Source organism: Humibacillus sp. DSM 29435, from assembly GCF_001758225.1.
Taxonomy (GTDB): Bacteria; Actinomycetota; Actinomycetes; order Actinomycetales; family Dermatophilaceae; genus DSM-29435.
Genome location: NZ_MAST01000004.1, coordinates 171,791 through 194,740, shown reverse-complemented (window position 1 = coordinate 194,740; position 22,950 = coordinate 171,791). Strand labels below are relative to the sequence as shown.

Below are 22,950 nucleotides of genomic sequence, written 5' to 3'. Positions count from 1 at the left end.
CCCGCCACGGTCCGATCCCCGCGGCCGGATGCCGCCACCGACCCGAGCAAACCCGCCACGGTCCGATCCCCGCGGCCGCGACCGGCAGCCGGGCCGAGCAAACCCGCCACGGTCCGATCCCCGCGGCCGCGACCGGCAGCCGGGCCGAGCAAACCCGCCACGGTCCGATCCCCGCGGTCACATGCCGCCACCGGCCCGGTCAGTACTCGTAACGCGCCTCGGTCTCGTACGCGTCGTCGGTACCGTGCGGCGCGAACCGGAACACCACCCAGCCGTCGTAGCCGGAACCGCCGACGATGCAGTCGTCACCGGCCTGCCCGTCGAGTCGGTCGTTGCCGTTGCCGCCGTAGATCGAGTCACGGCCGCCACCGCCCTCGATCACATCATCGCCACCCATCCCGAGGATGAGGTCGTTCTCATCCGTGCCACGGATTCGGTCGTTGTCGGAGGTGCCGAGAATGAGGTTGGTCCAGGCCAGGGTGCAGACGGGGACGAAACCCGCCGGCAGTTCCTGACTGGGGTCGGCGGCGTTCGCGGCCGACCCGGCCGGTCCGACCGCCACCAGGGCCGCGATGGCGACACCGGACAGGGTGGAGCCGACCAAACCGAGGCGTCGACGGTTCGTGCATGGTGCGAGCTTCAGCAGTGACATGACAGTTCCTTCTGGTTGGGCGGGCCGGTCAACACCGGTCGCGTGGATGGGTCGAGGGTGACTCAGGGGCGTCAGTGTGGCGTCACAACGGAGACCGCCGGTGTCAGCAGCGCGGCATCCGGCGTCGGTGCGTCGATCTCGCGCATCGCCGACACCCAGCGCTGAAAGGCCCGGGCGGCCTCACCGTGGCGACCAGCGCGAGTCAGGCTCAGCACCAGTCGTCGATGCACCTGCTCGTCGTACGGGTCGACGCTGAGGAGCCGCACGAAGAGCCCCAGGGCGTCGCCACCTCGGCCGCGTCTGGCCTGCAGGGTGGCCAACCGGCGCACCGAGCGCACCCAGGCCGCCCGAACTTCTTCACGGAGGGCATCCGCCCACTCCTCGGCCGGCTCCTCCTCGAAGGCATCACCCCGGTAGCGCGCATCGACGTGCGACAGAATCTCGAGAGCCAGCTCGTCGTCCCCGCGCTCGATCAGCTCGCCGGCATGTCTCGCGTCCCCGAGCAGGGCCTCGGCGTCGATCTCGACGAGCGGCAGCACCAACCGGATGCCGTGCTGGTCGGCCGCGATGTAGTGATCAGCCGGCCACGCCTTCAGCGGGTCGAGAACGCCACGCACGGTCGCGAGCAGCACCGACAGCCGGTGACCGGTGCGTGCGGGGTCGTCGTCAGGCCAGAGCAGTTCGCAGAGCCGGGCCCGCGTGACGACTCTGCCGCGGTGCGCGGCCAGGATCTTGACGAGAGTGCGGGCCTGGCGTGACCGCCAGGCCGGCAGCGGGACGTCGACGCCGGCCACTCTGACGGCGAAGGTGCCCAGCACCTCGACGACGACGGTGGCGGCCGTGGGTGCCTGAGACAGCGGACGCCCGTGCACGCGGCTGACGCCGAGGCGTTGCAGCAGCCGGGTCGCCTCGCGTGCCCTCGAGCGGTCGGTGGAGTCAGCGGTGACCAGCCGCCCCAGCATCACGGACACCTTGGCGGCCGCCACGACCGCTCCTCCGCCGTGCCAGATCGACAGGGCCTCCTCGAGGTAGGCCCGCGCGCTCGCCGGCCCACCAGCCGTCTCCGAGCAGAGCAGCAGCGCCCCCGCCACCAGATCGACGGCACGCGTCTCCCGCGCGGCCGCCAGGGCCTGGTGGGCGCACTCCCTGGCCGCCTGGTGCTCGCCGCTCTGCAGCAGGCACCAGCCGAGGGCGGTCAACGCCATGGGCAACGAATCCGGACCAGCCAGACGGCTGGCCTCCTCGGCGGCCACCCGGCCGTTGGCGACTCCCGCCCCCGCGGTCCGTTGGCCGTCCTCCTCGTCGCACCCGTTCGCCCCGGGGGCCTGCTCGGCTTCGAGACGCGCCATTCCCGACAGCGCCGCGACCAGCACCTGTGTGTCGCCCGAGCCGCGCGCCAGTTCGACGGCCTCGACGTAGCACGCCCGAGCCTGCTCGTCGTGCCCCAGCTCACCGTGGGCGTCACCCATCCCGACCAGGCCCAGCGCTGCCCGGGCCGGTCCCAACCGTCGACAGATCGCCACCGAACGCTGCAGGTGCCATCGCGCCTCCGGATAGTGGCCGGTGCGCTGGAGGGCCTCGGCCAGGTTGTGCAGGGCGGCGGCACGCAGCCCGGGCGGGCTCGACAGCTCGGCCAGTCGTACCGCTTCTCGCGCCCCCGCACACGCTTCGGAGTAGCGGGCCTGGGCCAGCAGCAGGTGCGTCTGGGCACCCAGCACCCTGGCCGCCGTGGCCAGGTCGTTGGCGCGGGTGGCCGACCGCAGGGCCTGTTCGTGATGGGCCTCCTTGCGAGCACCGTGGGCCAGTCGGGCGGCCGCCAGATGGGCGACCCCGAGCACCCGGTCACCTCCGTCTGCCTCGGCGAGCGCCAGCACCCGCTCGGCGACCGGGGTCGCCTCCGAAGCACGGCCGAGCACCGCCAACACGTGCACGCGGCAGGCCAACTGGTCGACCTCGTCCTCCACCACATCGGCCGCGAAGCAGGTGCCAGTGCGTAGGCCCGACAGGGTCGAACTCTCACACGCCACACCAACCTGGTTCATGGGCGCCGGGTGACCACCGGCCTCGTCGAGCACCGCCAAGGCGCAAGTGAACTCGCCTTTGGTGTAGTGCAGCTGAGCCACCCGGGCAGCGAGGCCGGCATCCCAACCCACCCGTTCGGCTTGCTCGACGAGGGGCGCGAACGCGCGACGAGCAGCCGTCACGTCTCCGGATCGGCGCAGCGCCTCGGCGTACGTTCGTCGCAGCAGACGTGCCGAACGTTCGCGTAGCGGGTCCCGGGGTCGCGTGTCATCGCGGCTCGACACCGTGACGAGCGCACCGGCCAACGAGACGATCCCGGCGGCGTCTCCGCGTCGCAACAGGTTCTCGCCCTGCTTGACGAGGATGGCGGCGACCGACCCGGCGTCACCGCGTCGAGCCTGGGCGTGCGCCGCCGGCAGCCATGCGCCGTTGGCGGTGTGCACATCAGCCGCGACGCTCCATCGTTGCTCGTCGCTCAGGCCGGGTGACGGTGCAGTCTGGCCCACGCCGGCGACCAGGTCGGCGACGGCCGGCACCATCACGAGCTCGGTCTCGGTCATGCGTCGCACCGGCACGAGCAGTCCGAGGCCTTCGAGCAGATCGACCAACCCACCCATCTCCCCGGTGCCGCTCGGCGCCTCCCCCGCCCGGTCGAGGCGGTCACACAACAGCTGGGTGACGGGCCCCAGGCCGGCCACCAGGCACAGCATCCGTCGCTGGGATGCCGTCAGAGCCGACAGCACCTCCGTGTTCAGCCAGTGCGCGGCTGGGCCGTCGGGGGCGCCCAGCTGCGCCCGCACATCGATCGACGGGTGGCGCTCGAGGGCGTCACCGGCAAAGTGCACGAGCGTCGGCCAGCCGGCCGTCAGCTCGGCCACCTGCAGCGCCACTTCGGGATCGGTCACGCCGTGGTCTCGAGCCAGGCAGACCGCCACGGCATACGGGTCGAGGGCGAGGTCGGCCGGCCCGCGCTCGAAGACCGGGCCTCGGAGATGCGATCGCACCTCAGCGCAGAGCGGCACGCGGGAGGTCAGCACCACGCTCGTGCCGTTCAAGCCGGCCACGAGGTCGAGCAGCCGGGCGGCGTCGGGCGTGCTCAACCGGTCGACGTTCTCGATGCCCAACCACGACGACCTCGGGAGACCCACCTCCACGGCCCGGGCTGCCGGCACCGCGACGCCGGCAGCCGGACGCAGCTGCTCCAGCAGGGCCGACTTGCCGTAGCCGGCGGCCGCCACCACGAGTACCCGTCTCGACGATGCCAGGGGAAGGTCCATACCCGTGAGTGGCCGGCCACTCCCTGCTGATACGGGTTGCGCCCAGGTCGCACCCAGACCAGGCACAGCCACGGCCGCGGGACAGGTCGAAGCGGCGCCCACGGCCAAGCCGTGGGCGCCGCTTCGTCGAGCTGTCAGCTCACGACATCTGGGTGCTCTGAGGTCAGGGAATGAGTGGAGTCGAGGCTCCGACTGCCTTCGGCGAGGTGGTGCCGAGAACCGCCCCGCTCTTCACCCGGAAGGTGGCGGTCTGGTACATCTCCAGCGGGATGTCCGTGTCATCGTTGACCGTGGGAAGCACAGCCCGCACCGTCATGTTCCTGGTCTGGCCCGCCGCGGCGAAGACGAGGTTCCGCTTCGACCGCCCCGTGAACTCGTCGGGAGCGTCGGGGTCACCAGCGCGCCCCAGGATGTCGCTCTCCCAGCGCTCGTGGGTCACCGTGACCGTCACTCCGGCCGCCGAGGGCAGGCAGGTGAGGTGGTAGGGGTAGTCGAAGAGCTTGGCCCCGGTGGTGGAGAAGTGGTTGGTGAAGATCGGCGGGTCGACCTCGAGGGTGCACCCGTCGTGGGTGACGGTCGTCGCGGCCTGCGCCGGAACGGCGAGACCGAAGGTGGCCAGGCCCGAGATCGCTGCTGCGAGCGCGAGCTTCTTGGTGGTGCGTGCGAACATGTCGTTCCCCCTGTGCGTGACGGCCCTGGTGACCGCCGGTGGTGTCGGTCCCACTGGTGTGGGTGACGACGTCACAGTGCACGGAACCCGTCAGCATGACGTCACAACGGGTTTCGCGCGCACTCCAGACCGCGGCGCGAACGGGGGCGGTGGGCAAGCGCGGGGTGGGCAGCATCCGAGCACGGGCCCCGACTCTGGGAGGATGCGGTCATGGTCTCGTTGGCTGACGCCCACCCCCCCATTGCGCTCGGGGCTCTCGACGGTCGCTACCGCGGCGTCGTCGCCCCGCTCGTCGACCACCTCTCGGAGGCGGCGCTCAACCGACAGCGGGTGCACGTCGAGATCGAGTGGCTGATCCACCAGACCACCCGCAAGGTCGTGCCCGGCGTGCGGCCACTGACCGACGACGAGGTGCAGGCCCTGCGCAGGGTCGTCGACGTCTTCGGCCCCGACCAGGTGGCCGAGCTGGGTGAGATCGAGCGGGTCACGGTGCACGACGTCAAGGCCGTCGAGTACTTTCTCAAGGAGCGTCTCGCCGAGATCGCGCCGGACGCCGCTGACCGCGGCATCGCCGAGCTGGTCCACTTCGGTGCCACCAGCGAAGACATCAACAACCTCTCGTACGCCCTCATGGTCAAGGGCGCCGTCGAACGGGTGTGGCTGCCGCGGGCCCGGTCTCTCGTCGAGCAGGTCAGTGCGCTGGCTCGCGAGCTGAAGCACGTGCCACTCCTCGCCCACACGCACGGCCAGCCCGCGACGCCGACGACGATGGGCAAGGAGCTCGCCGTGCTTGCCCACCGACTCGGCCGCCAGCTGCGCCGCATCGACCGACAGGAGTACCTCGGCAAGTTCAACGGCGCCACGGGCACCTTCGGCGCGCACGCGCTCGCCCTCCCCGACGTCGACTGGCCGACCGTCTCGCGCGAGTTCGTCGAGGGCCTGAGTCTCACCTGGAACCCGTTGACGACGCAGATCGAGAGCCACGACTGGCAGGCCGAGCTCTACTCCGACATTGCTCGCTTCAACCGCATCCTGCACAACCTGTGCACCGACGTCTGGACCTACATCTCGCTGGGCTACTTCGCCCAGGTGCGCGGTCAGGGCACGGTGGGCTCGAGCACCATGCCCCACAAGGTCAACCCGATCCGGTTCGAGAACGCCGAGGCCAACCTCGAGGTGAGCAACGCCCTGCTCGACGTGCTCGGGTCGACGCTCGTCGAGAGCCGCCTCCAGCGCGACCTCACCGACTCGAGCATGCAGCGCAACATCGGCACGGCGTTCGGCCACTCGCTGCTCGCGCTCGACAACGTCTCTCGTGGCCTGGCCGGGCTCGACGCCGTGCCCGAGGCGATGGCGCGTGACCTCGACCGCAACTGGGAGGTGCTCGGTGAACCGATCCAGTCGGCGATGCGCGCGCTCGGCGCCCAGGGCGTTGCCGGCATGGACGAGCCCTACGAGCGGCTCAAGCAGCTGACCCGCGGCCGGCGCATCGACGGCGACGACCTGCGGGAGTTCGTGGCCGGGCTCGGGTTCCCGCCCGAGGTCGAGGCTCGCTTCCTCGCCCTGACGCCGCAGACCTACACCGCCCTCGCCGCGCGGCTCGTCGACGACTACCTTCGGTGACCGTTCGGGCCGGCCGTCACCGCTCGGGCCCGATGACCGCGTCCAGCGCTCGACCGTCTCGTCGTCGGACCCTGCCCACGGGGCCGCGCTAGCGTTGGAGGCATGGCACGCCCACCCAAGGCGAGAGTGAAAGACCTCCACGAGTGCGCGGCCGCCCTGCCCGAGGTGCAGCGCGACCCGGCCCACACGGCCTCGCCCGGGCGGCCCAGCTACAGCGTGCGGGGCAAGGCCTTCGTCATCTTCCGGGCACCCCGCAAGGATGCCGTCGACCCCGCCACGAGTGCGCCCTACCCCGACGTCGTGGCGCTCTACTGCTCGGCCGCCGACAAGGAGGCCCTCGTCGGCGACCCCGACTCGCCGTTCTTCACCACGCCGCACTGGAACGGGTACAACGCCGTGCTCCTGCTCGAACGCGACGTCGGGCGGCTACGGGTCGATGAGCTGCGCGAGGTGGTCACCGACGCGTGGCTGGCTCGCACCACCAAGCGGCTCGCCGCCACCTACCTCGCCGAGCAACGGCAATGAGCGGGACACACCCCCAGCCTGGTCGGCTTCAATACCCCGCAGGGGTATGATGGGCCCATCGGCGAGGAGGACACCATGGCTGGCTACAGCGGTTCGAAAGACGACTACCAGAAGCGCCTGCGACGCATCGAGGGGCAGGTGCGCGGCGTGCAACGGATGGTCGACGACGACATCTACTGCATCGACATCCTGACCCAGGTCAGCGCCATCACCAAGGCGCTGCAGGCGGTCAGCCTCGGCTTGCTCGAAGACCACATCGCACACTGCGTCGTCGACGCCGCGCGTGAGTCCGACGAGGCCGCGCAGGTCAAGGTGCGCGAGGCGGCCGACGCCATCGCTCGCCTGGTCCGTAGCTGAAGCACCGCAGAGAACCACCGAGGAGAAGGTATGAACACGCGAACCGTCACGACAGAGGTCACCGTCAGCGGGATGACCTGCACCCACTGCTCGAACGCGGTGAGCGAGGCGCTGACCGCGCTGCCCGGGGTTGACGGGGTGTCCGTCGACCTCGTGCCGGATGCCGACTCCCTCGTCACGATCACCGGCTCGGAGCCGCTCGACCTCGCTGCCGTCGAGGCGGCCGTGGCCGAAGCCGGGTACAGCCTCCGATGAGCGCCAGCGGCACCACCTCCGCCACCAGCTCTGACACCACCCCTGCCGCCAACCCTGCCGCCAACCCTGACCCGGCCCGGTCGACGAGTGAGGTGCGCCTGTCGATCACCGGCATGACCTGCGCCTCATGCTCGGCGCGCATCGAACGTCGACTCACGAAGATGCCCGGCATCGCCTCGGCGAGCGTCAACCTCGCAACCGAGAAGGCCCTGGTCTCGTTCGCCACCCCGGTCACGAGGCAGCAGATCATCGCCGAGGTCAAGAAGACCGGCTACGGGGCCACCGTCATCGGCGGCACCGGCACTCCTACCTCCGAGGTGACCCCGCCCGGTGCCGGCGCTTTGCTCGAGAAGCTGGGTTCGCAGCCGTCCCCGACCACAGCACAGACCACACCGGCGGATGCCGTTCGCTCCGTCAGCGCCACCCTGGCCGAACGGGTCGTCAAGCCAGCGCTCAGTTCGTTCACCTCGGCCAGGGCAGTGGTGGCGCGCCGTGTCACCGACCTGACCGGGGGCCAAGCGCCGGAGGCCGCCGGCGGGGGCTCGCACGAGAACCACCTCGACCACGTGCCGGCGCAGAACGCCATCCGGCCGCGGCTCATCGTGGCCGTGGCGCTCACGGTGCCGGTCTTCCTGCTGGCCATGGTGATCCCGAGCTTCGGGGCCAGCGGCTGGCTGCAGTTCGCGCTCGCCACCCCGGTCGTGCTGTGGTGCGCCTGGCCCTTCCACCGGGCGGCCGCTGTCAACGCCCGCCACCTCGCCTCCACGATGGACACCCTCGTCTCGATCGGGGTGCTCGCAGCGTGGGGCTACTCGATCGCCGCGCTGCTCTTCGGCGGCTCCGACCTCTACTTCGAGGTGGCCGCCGTCGTCACGACCTTCCTGCTCGGGGGCCGGTTCCTCGAAGCCCGGGCCAAGGACTCCGGCAAGGATGCCCTGCGCTCCCTGCTCGACCTGGGCGCGAAAGACGTCGCTGTGCTGCGGATCGACCCCTCGACCCGCGTCACGCGAGAGACCCGCATCCCGATCGGCGACCTCGTCGTCGGCGACCGCTTCATCGTGCGGCCCGGTGAGAAAGTGGCCAGCGACGGGATCGTGAGCGACGGGCAGAGCGCGGTCGACACCAGCCTCGTGACCGGTGAGTCGACCCCGGTCGACGTCTCCCCCGGAGACCCCGTCACCGGGGGCGCGATCAACACGAACGGCCGGCTCGTGGTCGAGACCACCCGGGTGGGCTCCGACACCGTACTGGCCGGCATCCAGCGGCTCGTCGAGAACGCCCAGACGGGCAAGGCGCAGGTACAGCGCCTCGCCGACCGGGTCTCGGCGGTCTTCGTGCCGGCGGTGCTCATCATCGCGCTCGTCACCTTCGTCGCCTGGCTCGCGACCGGGCACGCGCTGTCGCAGTCGCTGGCCGTGGCGGTCACGGTGCTCATCATCGCCTGCCCCTGCGCGCTCGGCCTGGCCACCCCGACGGCTCTGCTCGTCGGCACGGGCCGTGGCGCGCAGCTCGGCACCCTCATCAAGGGGCCCCAGGTGCTCGAGAACACTCGCCGCGTCGACACCATCGTGCTCGACAAGACGGGCACGGTGACGACCGGCCGGCTGCAGCTGCGCAGCATCGAGGTGCGGGGCCGTCTGTCGAAGAAGGCCGCCCTCACGGCAGCTGCCGCCGTCGAGAAGGGCAGCGAGCACCCCATCGCCCTCGCCATCGTGGCCGGGGCCGAGCAGGCGCGCCTGACCCTGCCCCCGATCCGCGACTTCACGACCAACCCCGGCGAGGGCGCGACCGCCCGCGTCAACGGCACCGAGGTCACGGTCGGGAAGGCGGCGCTCTTCGAGTCCGTCGACGACCAGCTGCGCGGCTACGCGACCGGGCGCGGAGGCACCACCGTCTACGTCGGCTGGGACGGCGTGGCGCAGGCGGCCCTCACCGTCGAGGACACGGTGAGGGCGTCGTCCAAGGCGGCCATCGCCCGGCTGGGCGAGCTGGGCCTGACGGCCTACCTGCTGACCGGTGACGGCGAGGCCACCGCTCACAGCGTGGCCCGTGAGGTCGACATCCCGGCCGAGCGCGTTCTCGCCGACGTGCTTCCCGCCGACAAGTACCGCGTCGTGGTCGACCTCCAGCAGCAGGGTCGCGTGGTCGCCATGGTCGGCGACGGCATCAACGACGCCGCGGCTCTCGCTCAGGCCGATCTCGGTCTCGCCATGGGCACCGGCACCGACGTCGCGATCGACTCCGCCGACATCGTGCTCGTGCGGGCCGACCTCGACGCCGTCGGCGACGCGATCGAGCTCTCGCGCGAGACGCTGCGGGTGATCAAGCAGAACCTGGCCTGGGCCTTCGGCTACAACACCGCGGCCCTGCCGCTCGCGGCCTTAGGGCTGCTCAACCCGATGATCGCCGGGGCCACGATGGCGCTCTCGTCGGTGCTCGTCGTGAGCAACTCACTGCGGCTCAAGCGCTTCGCCCGCTGAGCGGCATCCGCCTGGAGCGCTGCTGCCGACCACGGGCAGCCGACGGGCCACCGACGATACCGACGACACGTCGGTGTCGTCGGTGTGGTCGGTATCGTTAGTGGCCCCTCGTGCAGACTGCGGCGGCGCGTCAGATGATGACGAGGCCCTCTGCCGTGTCGAAGGTGACCGCGAGCAGCCCCGGCTGGCCGTGGGGAGCCACGAACGTGAAGTCGATGTCTTCCTTGTCGAAGCTCTCCTGAGGGCCGAGCCACTCACGAATCCGCTTCGAGTCGCCGGCGATCTGCAGGTTCTGGATCGTCGCGGTGGAGTCGGCGCCCGCGGAGGGGTGCACCATCATGTCGTCCCACTCGATGAAGTACGGCACCTGCGGGTCGGCGATCAGGCCCTTGATGCCGAGCTGACGCCACCGCAGCTCGGTGCCGTCGGGGCGGTGTCGGTTGCCGGCGACGGCGTCGCGACCCAGTCGCTTCTCGATCGGGCGGATGTCGTCGACGGCGATGACCCAGCCGAGCCAGCCGCCCCCTTCGAGCGAGCGAGCGCGAACGGCCTGCCCGAACGGGGCCTTGTCGGATGCCGGGTGGTCAAGCACCTCGACGACCTCGACGTAGTGGTCCTTGGCCAGCGGGATGATGATGTTGCGCGTGCCGAACCGCGGGTGCACGCCGCCGTCGATCGCGGCCACGCCGATCAGTTTCGAGAGCCGGGCAGCCGTGGCTCTGAGCCCGTCGGGCTCTGACGCATAGGAGACGTGGTCAACTCGCATAGCGTCCATCGTGGCATACGAGAAACGGTGGTCTTGACCACCCCTCCCCCCGGCTGCCGGCCGCACCGTCCAGCGACGGCCGCCGGCCAGATCTGTGGTGATCTCAGCGACCGCCGCGCTGGCGAACCGCCTCGTACAGAACGATCGCGGCCGACGCGGCGACGTTCAGGCTGTTGGCCTTGCCACGCATGGGGATACGCACACGGTGGGTGGCGGCGCCCAGCAGCAAGCCGTCTGCCCCGTGCTTCTCGCTGCCGACGGCGACGGCGACGCGGCCGGTGTAGTCGACGTCGGTGTGCAGCACGTCGGTCTCGGGTGTCGTGACGACCAGCCGGATCTCGCATCGGCGGATCCACTCGAGCACCTCCACCGTCGAGGCGGCCGCCACCGGAACGGCAAAGACCGTTCCCTTGCTGGCCCGCACGACGTTGGGGTTGCCCCAGTCGGTGACGGGGTCGGCCGCCACGACAGCATCGACCCCCGCGGCATCCGCCGTGCGGAGCATGGCCCCGAGGTTGCCCGGCTTCTCGACGCCTTGGCTGACCAGGGTGAGGTGCTGCGGCCGGTCGACCGAGAGGTCGGCCAGGGCGCCACCGAGCCGGTCGACGACGGCGAGCAGCCCGTCGGGCCCTTCCCGGTAGGCCACCTTCTCGTAGGCGGCTCGACTGAGGCCCACCAGCTCGACGCCATCGCCGCGCAGCCGATCGAGCAGGTCGGACTGGTGACCGAGGTGCTGGGAGCCGGCTCGTCCAGCGGGACTGAACAGCTCGGCACAGACGAAGACGACGCTCGGGCGCACCCCGGCGGCGATCGCCAGAGCGATCTCCTCGTACCCCTCGACGAGGGTCTGACCCGACTGCTCTCGGACGCGTCGACGGCGCAGACCCATGACGGCCTTGAGGCGTGGGTTGGCGGCGGAGGTGATCAGCGGGTCGGGCATGGCAGACTCAGCATGACAGGGCGCCGCGACACGCGCGGTGAAGGCGTCGACACTGAACCTGGATGCCGTAACGTTGGTTCCTTTTGACCCTTTGGTAACGGGTACTCCTGGGTAACGTAAAAACTTGGTCAAATTGGACATTGTCGTTGGACTTCCCGCGACCCAGACTGCACCATAGGGGAGACGCCGAAGTAGTGCGGATCCCCCCCGCCGGTCTTCCCCCAAGGCCCTCGACGTCAGCGGTACCGTCCCCCAACGGTTCGCAATCGGGCGGGGGACGAGTGGCACTCCCCCCGCCCTCGTCCCCGCCCGCTAACCCTTCCCTCCGCCTTCCTTGCGACGGCGTTGAGATGGTGCACCCCTTGCGCCGCGAGACCAGGCCACTGTCACCGGCCTGGTGCTCTGTCGGTGCCTCGTCCTAGCCTGCTGGTCCAAGAGGCCAACCGGGCCGCAGTCGTCGACGGGAGCACCACCATGACCAGCTTGTCTGACCGACCCGGCACGGCACTGCTCGTGGTCGACATGCAGAACGACGTCGTCGCCGAGGTTCACGACCGCGCCGGTGTGATCGCCAACATCTCCGGCCTGGTCGACCGGGCCAGGGCCGAGCGGGTTCCGGTGATCTGGGTACAGCACTCCGACGACAACCTGCCGGCTGACTCCCCGGGGTGGCAGAACGTTCCCGAGCTCGAACGTGCGGCGTCCGAGCCAGTGGTCCACAAGCACTACGGAGACTCGTTCGAGGGCACCGACCTCGAGGGGCTCCTCGCCGAGCACCGCGTGGGTCGGCTTGTTGTCACCGGCGCGCAGACCGACGCCTGTATCCGCTCGACGTTGCACGGGGCCCTCACCCGGGGTTACGACGCCACCCTCGTCTCTGACGCCCACACGACCGAAGACCTCCGCGAGTACGGCGCCGGGGCCAGCCCCGAACAGGTCATCGCCCACACCAACCTCTACTGGAGCTGGTCCGAGGCGCCGGGGCGCAGCGGCGATGTCGTGCCGACCGCCGACGTCGACTTCACTGCCGCTCGGTAGGCATCGTCGGCATCGTCTCGTGACACGACGATCTGATGCTTGGGCGAGCCGCCTAGAGTGACTGCATGCTCGACAGGCTGGCCGAACTACCGTTCTGGCAGGCGTTTCTCGCACTCTTCGCGATCGTCATGCTGCGCTCGAACGCGACGTACTGGGTCGGCCGCGGAGCGATGGCGGGCTGGCGACGCCGTCACGTTGCAGCAGGCGGCGAGCGCGAGGGGCAGGCCGAGCGGCAGCAGCGAGCCGAAGCCCTGCTGCGCCGGCTGGGCCCGGTGGCCGTGACCCTGTCGTACCTCACCGTCGGCCTCCAGACGGCGATCCACCTGACGGCCGGCGTCATGCGGATGTCGCTCGCGTACTACCTGCCCGCGTCGATCCTCGGGTCGATGACGTGGGCGGCGCTCTACGCCACGATCGGGCTCGGTGTCGTTGCCGCGTGGATCTCCGCCGAGGCGGGGAGCTGGTACGGCCTGGGCGCCATCGCGGCCCTGGTTCTCGTCGGGCTGGCGACCTGGCTGCTCAGCCGTCGACGAGCGCAGCGCCATCCCGAGGGCGGTCAAGCGCCCCGAACGTGATGCTGACACAGACGTGACCGTTGCGTGCCGCCTGCTCACTAGAGTTCGATGGTGGCCACCCAACGCCTGACCGACGAGTCCCCCGCCCCGCGTGGGCTCGTACTGGTCGTCGAGGACGAGCCCGCGATCGCCGACCTCCTGCGGCTCAACCTTCGCGCGGCCGGGTACGGAGTCGAGGTGGTGCGCGACGGCGCTGCCGCGCTGCGCGCCACCCGCGACCTGCGGCCGTCGGCCCTGATCCTCGACATCGGCCTGCCGAGCATCGACGGCATCGAGGTGTGCCGTCGGCTGCGTGCCGAGAACGACTGGACCCCAATACTTTTCGTCACCGCACGAGATGACGAGGTCGACCGCATCCTCGGTCTCGAGCTGGGCGCCGACGACTACGTCACGAAGCCGTTCTCACCTCGTGAGCTGGTCGCCCGTCTGGGAGGCGTGCTGAGGAGGGTGCGCGGAGACTCCACCGCTACAGAGCAGCTGAAGGCCGGTCGGCTCGTCGTCGACCTCACGAACCACTCAGTCGCCGTCGACGACGTCGAGGTCGCTTTGACGGCAACCGAGTTCGATCTGCTTGCCCACCTCCTACGTCGTCCAGGCGTGGTCTTCACGCGAGAGCAGCTGCTCAGCGAGGTGTGGGGCTACGCCTCGACGGCCGGCGGTCGCACCGTCGATGTGCACGTCGCCCAGGTGCGGGCCAAGCTCGGCGACGCCAGCCCCATCCGCACCGTGCGATCCGTCGGGTATGCCGCGGAGCGGGCGCCGCGCGAGTCTGCAGGGACGGCGAGGCGCGGCGGGTGAAACCCGGCAGCAGACGCACCACGCTGGCGGGCCGCATCACGGCCCTGGCCGTGGGGATCGCGGTGGTGACGGCTCTGCTCGCAGGCGCCCTCGTGATCGGCCTCACTCGGTCCTCGGTCGACGCGGCAGCCCAGCAGACCCTCGCCCGTCTCGCCGACGGGGCCGCCGAACGGGCCGACCTCGCCGCCACGGTCGCGTCCCAGACTCGCGCAGTGCGCACCCTCGGCACGCTCGGGGTCGAGTCGGCCAGCATCGGCCGCGGAGGGGGCGTCAAGTCGACCAGCCCCCTCGCCCGGCAGGCCCTGACCCCGGCCCGGCGACAGGAGCTGCTCGACGGGCGGCCAGTCTCCGCCCAGGCGCAGCTCGCCGGCACGAGCGTGCTCATCGAGGGTCGCCCCACCCAGGCGGGCGGCATCCTGCTCGTGCAGCGACAGTCTGACGCGACCGCTGCCTCTGATGGTCTGGTGCGGCGGATGCTGCTGGCCCTCGGGATCGCGGCGCTGGTGGCGATGGTCGTCAGCGCCCTGATGGCGGCTCGGCTGGTTCGACCGCTTCGCCAGACCGCCGAGGCAGCCCTCGGTCTCGCCGAAGGCCGCCGTGACCTCCGGGTGCCGGTCACCGGCCCCAAGGAGGTGGCAGAGGTCGCCAGTGCGCTCAACGCCCTGACCACCTCGCTGTCAAGGTCTGAGAGCCGGCAACGTGACTTCCTCCTCTCGGTCTCGCACGACCTGCGCACGCCGCTCACCGGCATCCGTGGCTACGCCGAGTCCCTGGCCGAGGGCGTCGTGCCGGCCGACGAGACGTCACGGGTGGGCGGGGTCATGCTGGGGGAGGCTCGGCGCCTCGAGCGGCTCGTGGCCGACCTGCTCGACCTGGCCCGGCTCGACACCGACCAGCCGCGCATCGAGTTCCAGCGCACCGACCTCGTGGCCCTGGGGCAGGGGGTCGAGTCGGCCTGGTCGAAACGGTGCTCCGACGTGGGAGTGAGGTTTCGACTGGTGCGGCCCCAAAGCCCGATCTGGGTCGCGACCGACCCGAACCGCCTGCGCCAGCTCGTCGACGGCCTGCTCGAGAACGCCCTGCGGGTCACCCCGGAGGGGCAGCCGATCATCGTCGAGGTGCGGTCGGAGCAGGCTGGGCGGCCCGTGGCCGTCATCGAGGTTCGCGACGCAGGCCCGGGGCTGACCGACGACGACCTGTCGGTGGCGTTCGAGCCGTCGGTGCTCCACGAGCGCTACCGCGGCGTCAGGCCGGTGGGCACCGGCCTGGGCCTGGCCATCGTCGGTCGGCTGGGTGCCCTGCTCGGCGGCTCTGTCGAGGCGGGGCACGCGGCCGAGGGAGGGGCCCGGTTCACGGTGCGCCTGCGTGCCTGAGGTTCGGCCGAACCCACGCTTCCCGACGGAATACCCTGACCCCATTGGTGGTTGGCCAACCCATGACAACGTGGGCCTTCATCGGAAGCGGAAACATCGGTAGCACCGTCGCACGTCTGGCGATCGACGCGGGGCACGGCGTGGTGATGAGCAACAGCCGCGGGCCCGAGACGCTGACCGAACTCGTCGACCAGCTCGGCCCGCAGGCTCGCGCCGCCACTGCAGCCGAGGCTGCCCTGGCCGGTGACGTCGTGGTGGTGACGATCCCGCTCAAGGCCTATCGCGACGTGCCCGTCGCCGAGCTGGCCGGGAAGATCGTCATCGACACGATGAACTACTACCCGCAGCGTGACGGCGACGTGGCTGAGCTCGACGACGAGTCGACCACGACCTCAGAGCTGCTGCAGGCCCACCTCCCCGAGTCGAGGGTCGTCAAGGCGTTCAACAACATCTTCTTCGGGCACCTGGCGGCTCTCGGGCGCCCGACCGGCGACCCCGCCCGCAGCGCGCTCGCCATCGCCGGTGACGACGCGGCGGCCAAGCAGACCGTCACGAGCCTGCTGAACTCCATCGGCTACGACACGGTCGACCTCGGCGCCCTCGCGCAGGGCTGGCGCACGCAGCGCGACACCGCTGCCTACGGGGTCATGTACGCGGCCGACCCGCAGGACTGGTCCAAGGGTGCGAAGTCGGTCGACACCAGCACTGTCGCCGCCGCAGCTGCCTCTTCGAAGCGCTACCGGGACATGCCCTCGGCCGGCTGACTCGGGCGACGCCCGCCGGCCTGGGGCCTGGCGGGCTTGCCCGTCAGCCTGGAGCGGTTACCCTTGTCGTCGAGGGGAGTACTTCCCAGACTCGTTCCGGTCAGTCCGGTGGCCCGATGGCCGCCTCGGTGCGGGGCCGGCCCAGCGCCGGTGAAGGAGACCTCAGACATCTCGTCTGAGGAGACCCATGACCACCGCAGTTCTGCACGCTGCACTGACCTCCGTTGATGCCACCACGGAGGCGGCAGCCTCGATCGGCACTCCCCTCCTCTGGTCAGCCACCATCGGCGGCATCCTCGCCCTGTTCGTCGTCGACTTTCTGATCACCCGCCGCCCCCACGACCCGAGCCTGCGCGAGGCCGTGACGTGGTCGGCGTTCTACCTCGCGGTCCCGCTGGCCTTCGGTGGCTGGCTCTGGAGCCGGTACGGCTCGCAACAGGGCATCGAGTACTACACCGGGTACCTCGTCGAGAAGGCGCTGTCGGTCGACAACCTCTTCGTCTTCATCATCGTGCTGTCGGCCTTCGCTGTGCCTCGCGAGCTGCGGCAGCGCGTACTGCTCATCGGGGTGGCCGGCGCCCTGGTGCTGCGGGGCATCTTCATCGCCGTGGGCGCCCAGCTGATCGCGACCTTCGCGTGGACCTTCCTGCTCTTCGGAGCCATCCTGCTGGCCACCGCCGTCAAGGTGGGTCGTGACGCGCTCTCCCCCACCGGCCACACGATGGACGTCAGCACCCTGCGCAGCGTGCGCCTGCTGCGCCGGTTCTACCCGGTGACCGACGACTACGAGGGCGCGCGGCTCACCGTCACCCGCGACGGCAAGCGGTGGCTCACCCCTCTCGCCGTCGTCGCGATCGCGATCCTCGGCACCGACATCGTCTTCGCCATCGACTCGGTGCCGGCCGTCTACGGCATCACCGGCGACCCGTATCTCGTCTTCGCGACCAACGCCTTCGCCCTGCTCGGTCTGCGGGCGCTGTACTTCGTGCTCGAGAACGCGCTCTCTCGACTGGTGCACCTCGGCCACGGTCTCGCGCTGATCCTGGCGTTCATCGGGGTCAAGCTCGTGCTCCACTGGGCGCACGGAGTGTGGCCGGCCGTGCCAGAGATTCCCACCTTGGCTTCGCTCGGCGTCATCGTCGGCATCCTTGTGGCTGTCACCCTGACCAGCCTGGCCGCCTCGCGACGGGTCGGGAAGGGCGACGGTCAGGCCACGAACGCCGAACCGACGGATGCCGCCGCCGTCAGCTCGTCGCGCTCGGAGCCGGGTTCGTCGTCGTAGCCGGCTTCGGCGTCTTCGGCGCCTTGACCGGGCGCTGACCGGTCAGGAACACGATGCGGTTCGCCGTCGGGCTGGTCGCCCCTTCGCCGATGACCAGCGCTCTGGCGCCGGCCTTGACCGCGCTCATCGATGACGCCGTGGCCTTGCGGCCGGCCTTGTCGGTAGCACTGAGGTTGCGCACGAGCACCGCGGTGCCGGCGCCCACCGTGTAGGTCTGCGAGAAGCCGTCGGCCGCCTTCATGGTGATGCTGGTGGCCGTGACGGCCGTCACCTCACCGCGGATCGCCTGGTGGTTCACGACGCCCTGCTTGTTCTTGGTCACCCAGGTGGCGTGCAGAGCGCGGGCGAGTCGGTCGCGGGCGGCATCCTTCTTCTTGCCCGTGTCCTTGTCGGCGACCGACGGGCTGCTCACGAGGGCGGCGGTGGCGGCGTCGATGGTCGTGCCGTTGCCGGCGCCCTGCTGCTGGCTGCTGCCTGCTGCCGTGGCGTCTGGCTTCGAACAGGCCGTGACCGAGAACGCGGTGGTGGCGATGACGGCGGCGGTGAGAACGCTGCGGGTGATCGAGCGGTGCAACATGTTTCCTCCAGGCTGAGACGAGCTTCAGGGGCGGCCGTAGCGGGCCACACCACCTACTCTGCCTCGGCGATATGAGCAGTCGACGTGCGTCGTGTTCGGATCCTGTTCGGGTCGCCCTGCGACAGCGCGATGCCGCCGGCGACGAGACCAGGGTCAGGCGAAGATCGGCCCGATGGCCGGGTACGCACTCGTCAGCAGGCCTCGCACCGACGACAGTGACGGTGTCGGTGCAGCGGCCGGTGACGCGAAGCCCGTGTCGAGACGCATCGGCTTGCCCCAGGCGATGAGGTTCTCGATCGTCGTGCCCTCGGCGGCTCCCGAGAGCGCCGCGAACCAGTCTGCTCGCGCGTAGGTGACATCGCCGCCGATGCTCACCAGCTCGACCCACGACGGGTCGGCGAGGCACACGTTCTCGTAGGGGTCGACGTGGTGGCGCTCGAGCACGACGAGGTCGGCCGGGCGCCCGACCGCCAGCGAGCCGACGTGGCCGTCGAGCCCGGCGACCCGGGCCGCGACCGTCGTGACCATGGCGACGAGGTCGGCGGCGGCCACCACGTGGCCCTGCTTCGCCAGCTCGCGCCGCGCCACTTTCATCTCCGCCAGCAGGCTCGACGAGCCGGAGGGCAGCCAGTCGGCGCCGAGCGCGACCGGCATGCCGGCGTCGAGCGCCACGCCGGCCAGGGTGGTCTCGCCGTAGAGACGCAGGTTCGACTGTGGCGACCACACCAGCCGGCAGCCGGCCTCGGCCACCGTATGCAGGTCGGCCTCGCCGAGCGAGGTGCCGTGGATGATGTTGGTCGCCGAGGTCGCGGCGTTCAGTGCGAGGAACCGCTCGAACTCGCCAGCACTGCGCTTGTCGCCCCGCACGCCCTCGCAGAGGTGGAGGTAGAACGCAGTGACGTCGCCGGCGGCGATGTCGGTGACGATCTTCTTCAGGCGCGGCACGTCGCGTGACGACGCCGACGGCAGGTCGATCATCGCCCGGGCGCGGTGCGCCCCGAACGCCCAGAGGTCGACGTTGCGTACGAGCGGCTCCATCGTGGCCGTGCTCGCCCCCGACGCGCCCTGGATGCCGGTCACCCCACCCACGAGAGCCCGCACCTCGGCGTAACGCGTCTGGGTGCGTGGAGGCACCAGCTCGAGCAGGGTGTTCTGTGGGTCGCGCACGAGCAGGTGGTACGGGTCGGAGGCGCGCCACCGGTAGCGGTTGGCGTACAGCTGCGGGGGTTCCCACGCGGCGAAGACGTTGAACTCCGGGTGGCCGTGCAGGTCGAGCAGGCCGGGGAGGATGACCCCGTCGGTCTCGTGCACCGTGACCGAGGTGGGTCTGCGACGCGTGAGAGCCGAGACGACGCCGTCGGCGACGACGACGTACCCGCTCGACCATGCGCCCTCGGGTGTGATGACCGCGCCGTGCAAGGCGAACGGCGCCGGCGGCAGGGCTCGCGGGCGTCGGGTCGGAACCGGCAGCTCCTCCGGGATGCCCCGTGAGTAGGCCTGCTCGAAGGCGTCGTTCACTTCTTCAACGGTGGCCATGCTCTGGCTCCCTTGGGCACGGTCACCGTGATGGTGGCCCGCTTCTGTTGGGCGTCGGTGCCGCTCCGAACGGCCCAGGACGCGATGTCACGCCACCAGGCGGGGGTTCCGGGGGGCAGGTCGCGTTCGGGTATTGGGGCGAGATCGCCTGCAGACCAAGCAGTTCCGTAGGGGGTCAGGTCCACGGCGATCTCGGGCGTCAGGTGTGCGGCGAGTGCCGGCAGGTGGTCGTTCCAGTTGGCGAGCTGATCGGCGGTCGTCTCGGCGAGCGGACGGCCCGAACCTCGAGCCGCGCCCTCGGCGTAGGTCGGATGCCGTATCGAGCTCAGGTGGAGGCCGCTCGCCGCGGGGGCCCGGCTCGTCGACCACGAGGTGTAGGCCGAAGTGGCAAGGTCTCCCAGCGCCACCACGGCCGTGACCTCGGTGTTCACCAGCAGGGCGTCGAGCCAGGCGTTGCGGTAGTCGGCAATCTGCTGGTTCTTCAGCTGCCGGTTGCCGCCCCCCTGGCCGTAGAGGCTGTAGAGGTAGACGTTGAGCATGACGTAGCTCTCGCTGATGCCGACCTTCGCGAGCAGCCCTTGGAGACGCTGCCCGGCCTCGCCGACGAGGATGCGGCGGCTGATCGTCTCGTGGGTGGCCGGGTCCTGACCGAGCACCAGCACCCTGGCCGTGCCGTCGAGTCGGCCCCGGTGGAAGATCGGGCCCCACTCGGTGCGGAAGTCAGCGGCCGGGTAGCTGTCGTCGTCGGGCCGGTTCGCGACAAGGGTCGCAAACGGCTCGCTCACGTAGCCGGGACAACTCTGGTGCACGACACCCACGGACGCCTCCACGGTCGACTTCTTTGTCAGTGCAGGGCCTTTCGAGGATAGTGCTGATACCTCGCGAGGGCACGCACTTTCTGCGGGGGGTGCCCAGGGGTCAGCAGACGGGCTAGAGTCCCTGCGTGACGGCATCACCCTTCGACTTCGTCGAGGTCATCGTGGCCAAGCGCCGACTCGTGGTCACGAGCGCTGACGACCATGTCTGCCGGCTTGAGCCCCTCGACTCTGATCTCGCCTGGTACTGCGACCTCGACGACGGCACCTCATCGTCAGGTGAGAGCGACCCGGCGGCGTTCGTTCGGTGGGTGTGCCCGGCGTTGCGGCGCGGGCCGTCGGAGAGCCGTCCGGTGGCCCCCTTCGTCGACGTGCGGCGCCCCGGGCCGAAGTCTGACCTCGGACGACTGATGAACAAGCTCGGGCGCCTGGCGGGTGGGGCGTCGCGACGCGGGCCTGGCGGTGATGACGAAGCACGATTCGTGTACACCGATCCCGCGGGGATCCTCGACTCCGCGCTGCGTCGCCGCATCGAGAGCTGGCCGTCGGCCGAGCACGGCGACGGTGTCGTGCGTCCAGCCGAGCTGTGGTCGATCGCGACCACGGGTGAGGGGCTGGTCGTGGAGTCGGTCTCATGGTGGGGCAGTGCGCCGGCCCTTGACCACCAGATCGGGCTGGCCGTCGACATCGCTCATCGACTGGCAGCGCAGCCGTAGATCACCACGGGCCTGGCCGGTCGGGAGAGCTCTTCCCTGACCGGGAGCCGTGAGGGCCCTCACTGCGTGGGCAGCTCCACGCAGTCGGAGCCGCACGCGTCGCCCTCAGTGACCGGCTCACCAGACCCAGCCGCCGCACGGTGCAGCACGGCACGCACCGGACTCACCAGCACCCCGTCACCCGAGCGCTCTGCGGTGCCGTCGACGATCAAGGTGTAGCCGCCGGTCAGGGCCGGTGGCCACAGCAGCGTCACCGATGACTGTTGCTCGCTGTTGGTCAACGAGCGTCGCCCCAGCTGGGGCACGCGGAGCCGGTTTCCCTCGACCACCGCGTCGACGGCGACGGCATGCACGCGCTCCCCGTCGCTGACGGTGAGCAGGTACGCCGAGGGGTGGTTCTTGACGGCCTGCGCGAGCTCGGCGAGGGGGACGTTGATGCTCATGCCAGCATCGTAGGCGTCTGCGTGCCTTCTGCAGGAGGTCTCCCGGGCGGTTCCGTCACGGCCTGACGGGGAGGCCCGGCGCTGGTCAGGGACCGTGGTTCACGCGACGCAGCTGCGCGTCGACGCGCTCTGGCCTGAGACCGCTCAGGTCGGGTTCGCCGCGCGGCGCAGCAACAGGTTCCGCTCAGCCTCGTTCTGGGTCATGGCGGCCGCGCGCGCGAACTCTTCGCGCGCTTCGTCGTTGCGGCCGAGCCGCGCCAGCAGGTCGCCGCGCACGCTGGGCAGCAGGTGGTAGTCGGCGAGCGCCGGAGAGCCGCGTAGCTGGTCGACGACCTCCAGAGCGGCCGCGGGCCCGCTGGCGTACGACAGCGCCACCGCCTTGTTGAGCTCGATGACCGGCGACGGTCGCATCGACCCGAGCACCCCGTAGAGACCGACGATGCGCACCCAGTCGGTGGCCTCGGCCGTTCGGGCTCGGGCGTGGCACGCCGCGATCTCGGCCTGAAGCAGGTACGGACCCACCGACCCCGCCGGTGCTCCCCCACCGGGCGGGATGCCGCACAGCTCGGCGCCGCGCGCCAGGGCGGTCAGCGCATGGCGGACCAGCGACCAGTCCCACCGCGTGCGGTCCTGCTCGAGCAGCAGTACGGGCTCGCCGTCGCGGTCGACCCTCGCGCGCGTGCGCGATGCCTGGATCTCCATCAGGGCGAGCAGCCCGTGCACCTCGGGTTCGCGCGGCACGAGCGCCGCCAGCACCCGACCGAGCCGGATCGCCTCTTCCATCAGGTCTCCCCGCACCCAGTCGCGGCCCGAGGTGGCGGCGTACCCCTCGTTGAACACCAGGTAGACCACCTCGAGCACCGAGGCCAGACGCGGCGCCAGCTCGGCCCCCGACGGCACCTCGATGGTGACACCGTCGGCCGACAGGCTCTTCTTCGCCCGCGAGATCCGTTGCCCGATGGTCGACTCCTGGCTAAGAAAGGCCCGGGCGATCTCGCGGGTGGTCAGGCCACCGATCATGCGCAGTGTCAAGCAGATCCGGGCCTGCGCGGTCAAGCTCGGGTGGCAGGCCGCGAAGATCAGTCCCAGCACGTCGTCGTCGATGTCCTCCAGCACGGCGTCGAGATCGCCCTCAGCCAGGTCGGCCACGCGCAGCTCCTCCGCGTGCCCGACGAGCTCGAGCTTGGCCGCCAGGTTGACGTCACGTCGGATGCGGTCGATGGCGCGCCGTCGAGCGGTGGCGGTGAGCCAAGCGCCCGGCCGGTCGGGGATGCCGTCACGCGGCCACTGCTCGATGGCCTGTACGACGGCATCCTGGGCCAGGTCCTCCGCCAGCCCGACATCACCGACGAGGCGCGCGACGACGGCCGTGATCTTGGCGGCCTCCATGCGCCAGACCGCCTCGATCGTGCGGGTGACCCGCTCGGGTGTCACCCCGCTCTCGTCCGCCGCCGGCGCCACGCTCG

22 protein-coding genes are annotated in these 22,950 nt (G+C 70.6%); 12 read left to right on the top strand and 10 right to left on the bottom strand.

Annotated elements, in window-relative coordinates; all coding sequences use genetic code 11:
• Window positions 1-199: 199 nt before the first annotated feature.
• The 3 genes from BA895_RS04720 to BA895_RS04710 all read right to left on the bottom strand — a co-directional run bounded on the left by BA895_RS04720 (window position 200) and on the right by BA895_RS04710 (window position 4,621).
• Window positions 200-652 (bottom strand): calcium-binding protein, encoded by a 453-nt coding sequence (locus BA895_RS04720; RefSeq protein WP_070190718.1) that lies wholly within the window; start codon window positions 650-652, stop codon window positions 200-202.
• Window positions 653-723: 71 nt separating this feature from the next.
• On the bottom strand, window positions 724-3,951 hold the full coding sequence (locus tag BA895_RS24780; RefSeq protein WP_139142512.1) for a tetratricopeptide repeat protein: 3,228 nt from the start codon (window positions 3,949-3,951) through the stop codon (window positions 724-726).
• A 163-nt stretch (window positions 3,952-4,114) separates the two neighbouring features.
• On the bottom strand, window positions 4,115-4,621 hold the full coding sequence (locus BA895_RS04710; protein ID WP_070190716.1) for a hypothetical protein: 507 nt from the start codon (window positions 4,619-4,621) through the stop codon (window positions 4,115-4,117).
• A gap of 210 nt (window positions 4,622-4,831) precedes the next feature.
• Here BA895_RS04710 and purB point away from each other — a divergent pair, with 210 nt between their 5' ends.
• The 5 genes from purB (at window position 4,832) to BA895_RS04685 (ending at window position 9,861) form a co-directional block, all read left to right on the top strand.
• Window positions 4,832-6,244 carry an adenylosuccinate lyase gene (gene purB / locus BA895_RS04705; RefSeq protein WP_070190715.1) on the top strand — a complete coding sequence of 471 codons (1,413 nt, stop codon included), beginning with the start codon at window positions 4,832-4,834 and terminating at the stop codon, window positions 6,242-6,244.
• A 102-nt stretch (window positions 6,245-6,346) separates the two neighbouring features.
• Window positions 6,347-6,769, top strand: coding sequence for an MmcQ/YjbR family DNA-binding protein (locus tag BA895_RS04700; RefSeq protein ID WP_070190714.1), 423 nt, complete (start codon window positions 6,347-6,349; stop codon window positions 6,767-6,769).
• Between the two features lie 75 nt (window positions 6,770-6,844).
• Complete coding sequence (locus BA895_RS04695) at window positions 6,845-7,126, top strand: metal-sensitive transcriptional regulator (RefSeq protein ID WP_070190713.1); 282 nt, start codon at window positions 6,845-6,847, stop codon at window positions 7,124-7,126.
• A gap of 30 nt (window positions 7,127-7,156) precedes the next feature.
• Window positions 7,157-7,381: a heavy-metal-associated domain-containing protein gene (locus BA895_RS04690; RefSeq protein WP_070190712.1), complete on the top strand. Its 225-nt coding sequence runs from the start codon at window positions 7,157-7,159 to the stop codon at window positions 7,379-7,381.
• Window positions 7,378-9,861 carry a cation-translocating P-type ATPase gene (locus BA895_RS04685; RefSeq protein WP_217493820.1) on the top strand — a complete coding sequence of 828 codons (2,484 nt, stop codon included), beginning with the start codon at window positions 7,378-7,380 and terminating at the stop codon, window positions 9,859-9,861. Before BA895_RS04690 ends, BA895_RS04685 begins: the two co-directional genes overlap by 4 nt.
• Window positions 9,862-9,991: 130 nt before the next feature.
• On the opposite strand, the gene BA895_RS04680 is transcribed toward BA895_RS04685, so the two are convergent.
• Together BA895_RS04680 and BA895_RS04675 are read right to left on the bottom strand one after the other, a co-directional pair.
• Complete coding sequence (locus tag BA895_RS04680; protein ID WP_070190711.1) at window positions 9,992-10,627, bottom strand: VOC family protein; 636 nt, start codon at window positions 10,625-10,627, stop codon at window positions 9,992-9,994.
• 103 nt (window positions 10,628-10,730) lie between these two features.
• Window positions 10,731-11,567: an RNA methyltransferase gene (locus BA895_RS04675; RefSeq protein ID WP_070190710.1), complete on the bottom strand. Its 837-nt coding sequence runs from the start codon at window positions 11,565-11,567 to the stop codon at window positions 10,731-10,733.
• A 474-nt stretch (window positions 11,568-12,041) separates the two neighbouring features.
• Here BA895_RS04675 and BA895_RS04670 point away from each other — a divergent pair, with 474 nt between their 5' ends.
• From BA895_RS04670 to BA895_RS04645, 6 genes are all read left to right on the top strand, one after another.
• Entirely contained in the window at window positions 12,042-12,605 is a 564-nt protein-coding gene (locus tag BA895_RS04670; protein ID WP_070190709.1) for a cysteine hydrolase family protein, read from the top strand.
• Between the two features lie 65 nt (window positions 12,606-12,670).
• Complete coding sequence (locus BA895_RS04665) at window positions 12,671-13,180, top strand: DedA family protein (RefSeq protein WP_070190708.1); 510 nt, start codon at window positions 12,671-12,673, stop codon at window positions 13,178-13,180.
• Window positions 13,181-13,231: 51 nt separating this feature from the next.
• Window positions 13,232-13,978, top strand: a complete 747-nt coding sequence (locus BA895_RS04660) for a response regulator transcription factor (protein WP_254666318.1) — start codon at window positions 13,232-13,234, stop codon at window positions 13,976-13,978.
• Window positions 13,975-15,351 (top strand): HAMP domain-containing sensor histidine kinase, encoded by a 1,377-nt coding sequence (locus BA895_RS04655; RefSeq protein WP_070190706.1) that lies wholly within the window; start codon window positions 13,975-13,977, stop codon window positions 15,349-15,351. The genes BA895_RS04660 and BA895_RS04655 overlap by 4 nt, the downstream gene beginning before the upstream one ends.
• A 62-nt stretch (window positions 15,352-15,413) precedes the next feature.
• Window positions 15,414-16,115, top strand: coding sequence for an NADPH-dependent F420 reductase (locus BA895_RS04650; protein ID WP_070190705.1), 702 nt, complete (start codon window positions 15,414-15,416; stop codon window positions 16,113-16,115).
• A 187-nt stretch (window positions 16,116-16,302) separates the two neighbouring features.
• Complete coding sequence (locus BA895_RS04645; RefSeq protein WP_083282972.1) at window positions 16,303-17,397, top strand: TerC family protein; 1,095 nt, start codon at window positions 16,303-16,305, stop codon at window positions 17,395-17,397.
• Here BA895_RS04645 and BA895_RS04640 read toward each other — a convergent pair.
• The 3 genes from BA895_RS04640 to BA895_RS04630 form a co-directional block, all read right to left on the bottom strand.
• The gene (locus tag BA895_RS04640) at window positions 17,360-17,974 is read right to left on the bottom strand and encodes a hypothetical protein (protein ID WP_070190704.1); all 615 of its coding nucleotides are present in this window, start codon (window positions 17,972-17,974) and stop codon (window positions 17,360-17,362) included. The genes BA895_RS04645 and BA895_RS04640 overlap by 38 nt on opposite strands.
• Before the next feature lie 153 nt (window positions 17,975-18,127).
• Entirely contained in the window at window positions 18,128-19,510 is a 1,383-nt protein-coding gene (locus BA895_RS04635) for an amidohydrolase family protein (protein WP_070190703.1), read from the bottom strand.
• Window positions 19,489-20,340 (bottom strand): uracil-DNA glycosylase family protein, encoded by an 852-nt coding sequence (locus BA895_RS04630; RefSeq protein ID WP_254666317.1) that lies wholly within the window; start codon window positions 20,338-20,340, stop codon window positions 19,489-19,491. The genes BA895_RS04635 and BA895_RS04630 overlap by 22 nt, the downstream gene beginning before the upstream one ends.
• 113 nt (window positions 20,341-20,453) lie before the next feature.
• On the opposite strand from BA895_RS04630, the gene BA895_RS23410 reads away from it, so the two are divergent.
• Window positions 20,454-21,041 carry a hypothetical protein gene (locus BA895_RS23410; protein ID WP_070190702.1) on the top strand — a complete coding sequence of 196 codons (588 nt, stop codon included), beginning with the start codon at window positions 20,454-20,456 and terminating at the stop codon, window positions 21,039-21,041.
• A 59-nt stretch (window positions 21,042-21,100) separates the two neighbouring features.
• On the opposite strand, the gene BA895_RS04620 is transcribed toward BA895_RS23410, so the two are convergent.
• Complete coding sequence (locus tag BA895_RS04620; RefSeq protein WP_070190701.1) at window positions 21,101-21,484, bottom strand: hypothetical protein; 384 nt, start codon at window positions 21,482-21,484, stop codon at window positions 21,101-21,103.
• 144 nt (window positions 21,485-21,628) lie between these two features.
• Window positions 21,629-22,918, bottom strand: a complete 1,290-nt coding sequence (locus BA895_RS04615) for an RNA polymerase sigma factor (protein WP_371327689.1) — start codon at window positions 22,916-22,918, stop codon at window positions 21,629-21,631.
• Window positions 22,919-22,950: the final 32 nt, after the last annotated feature.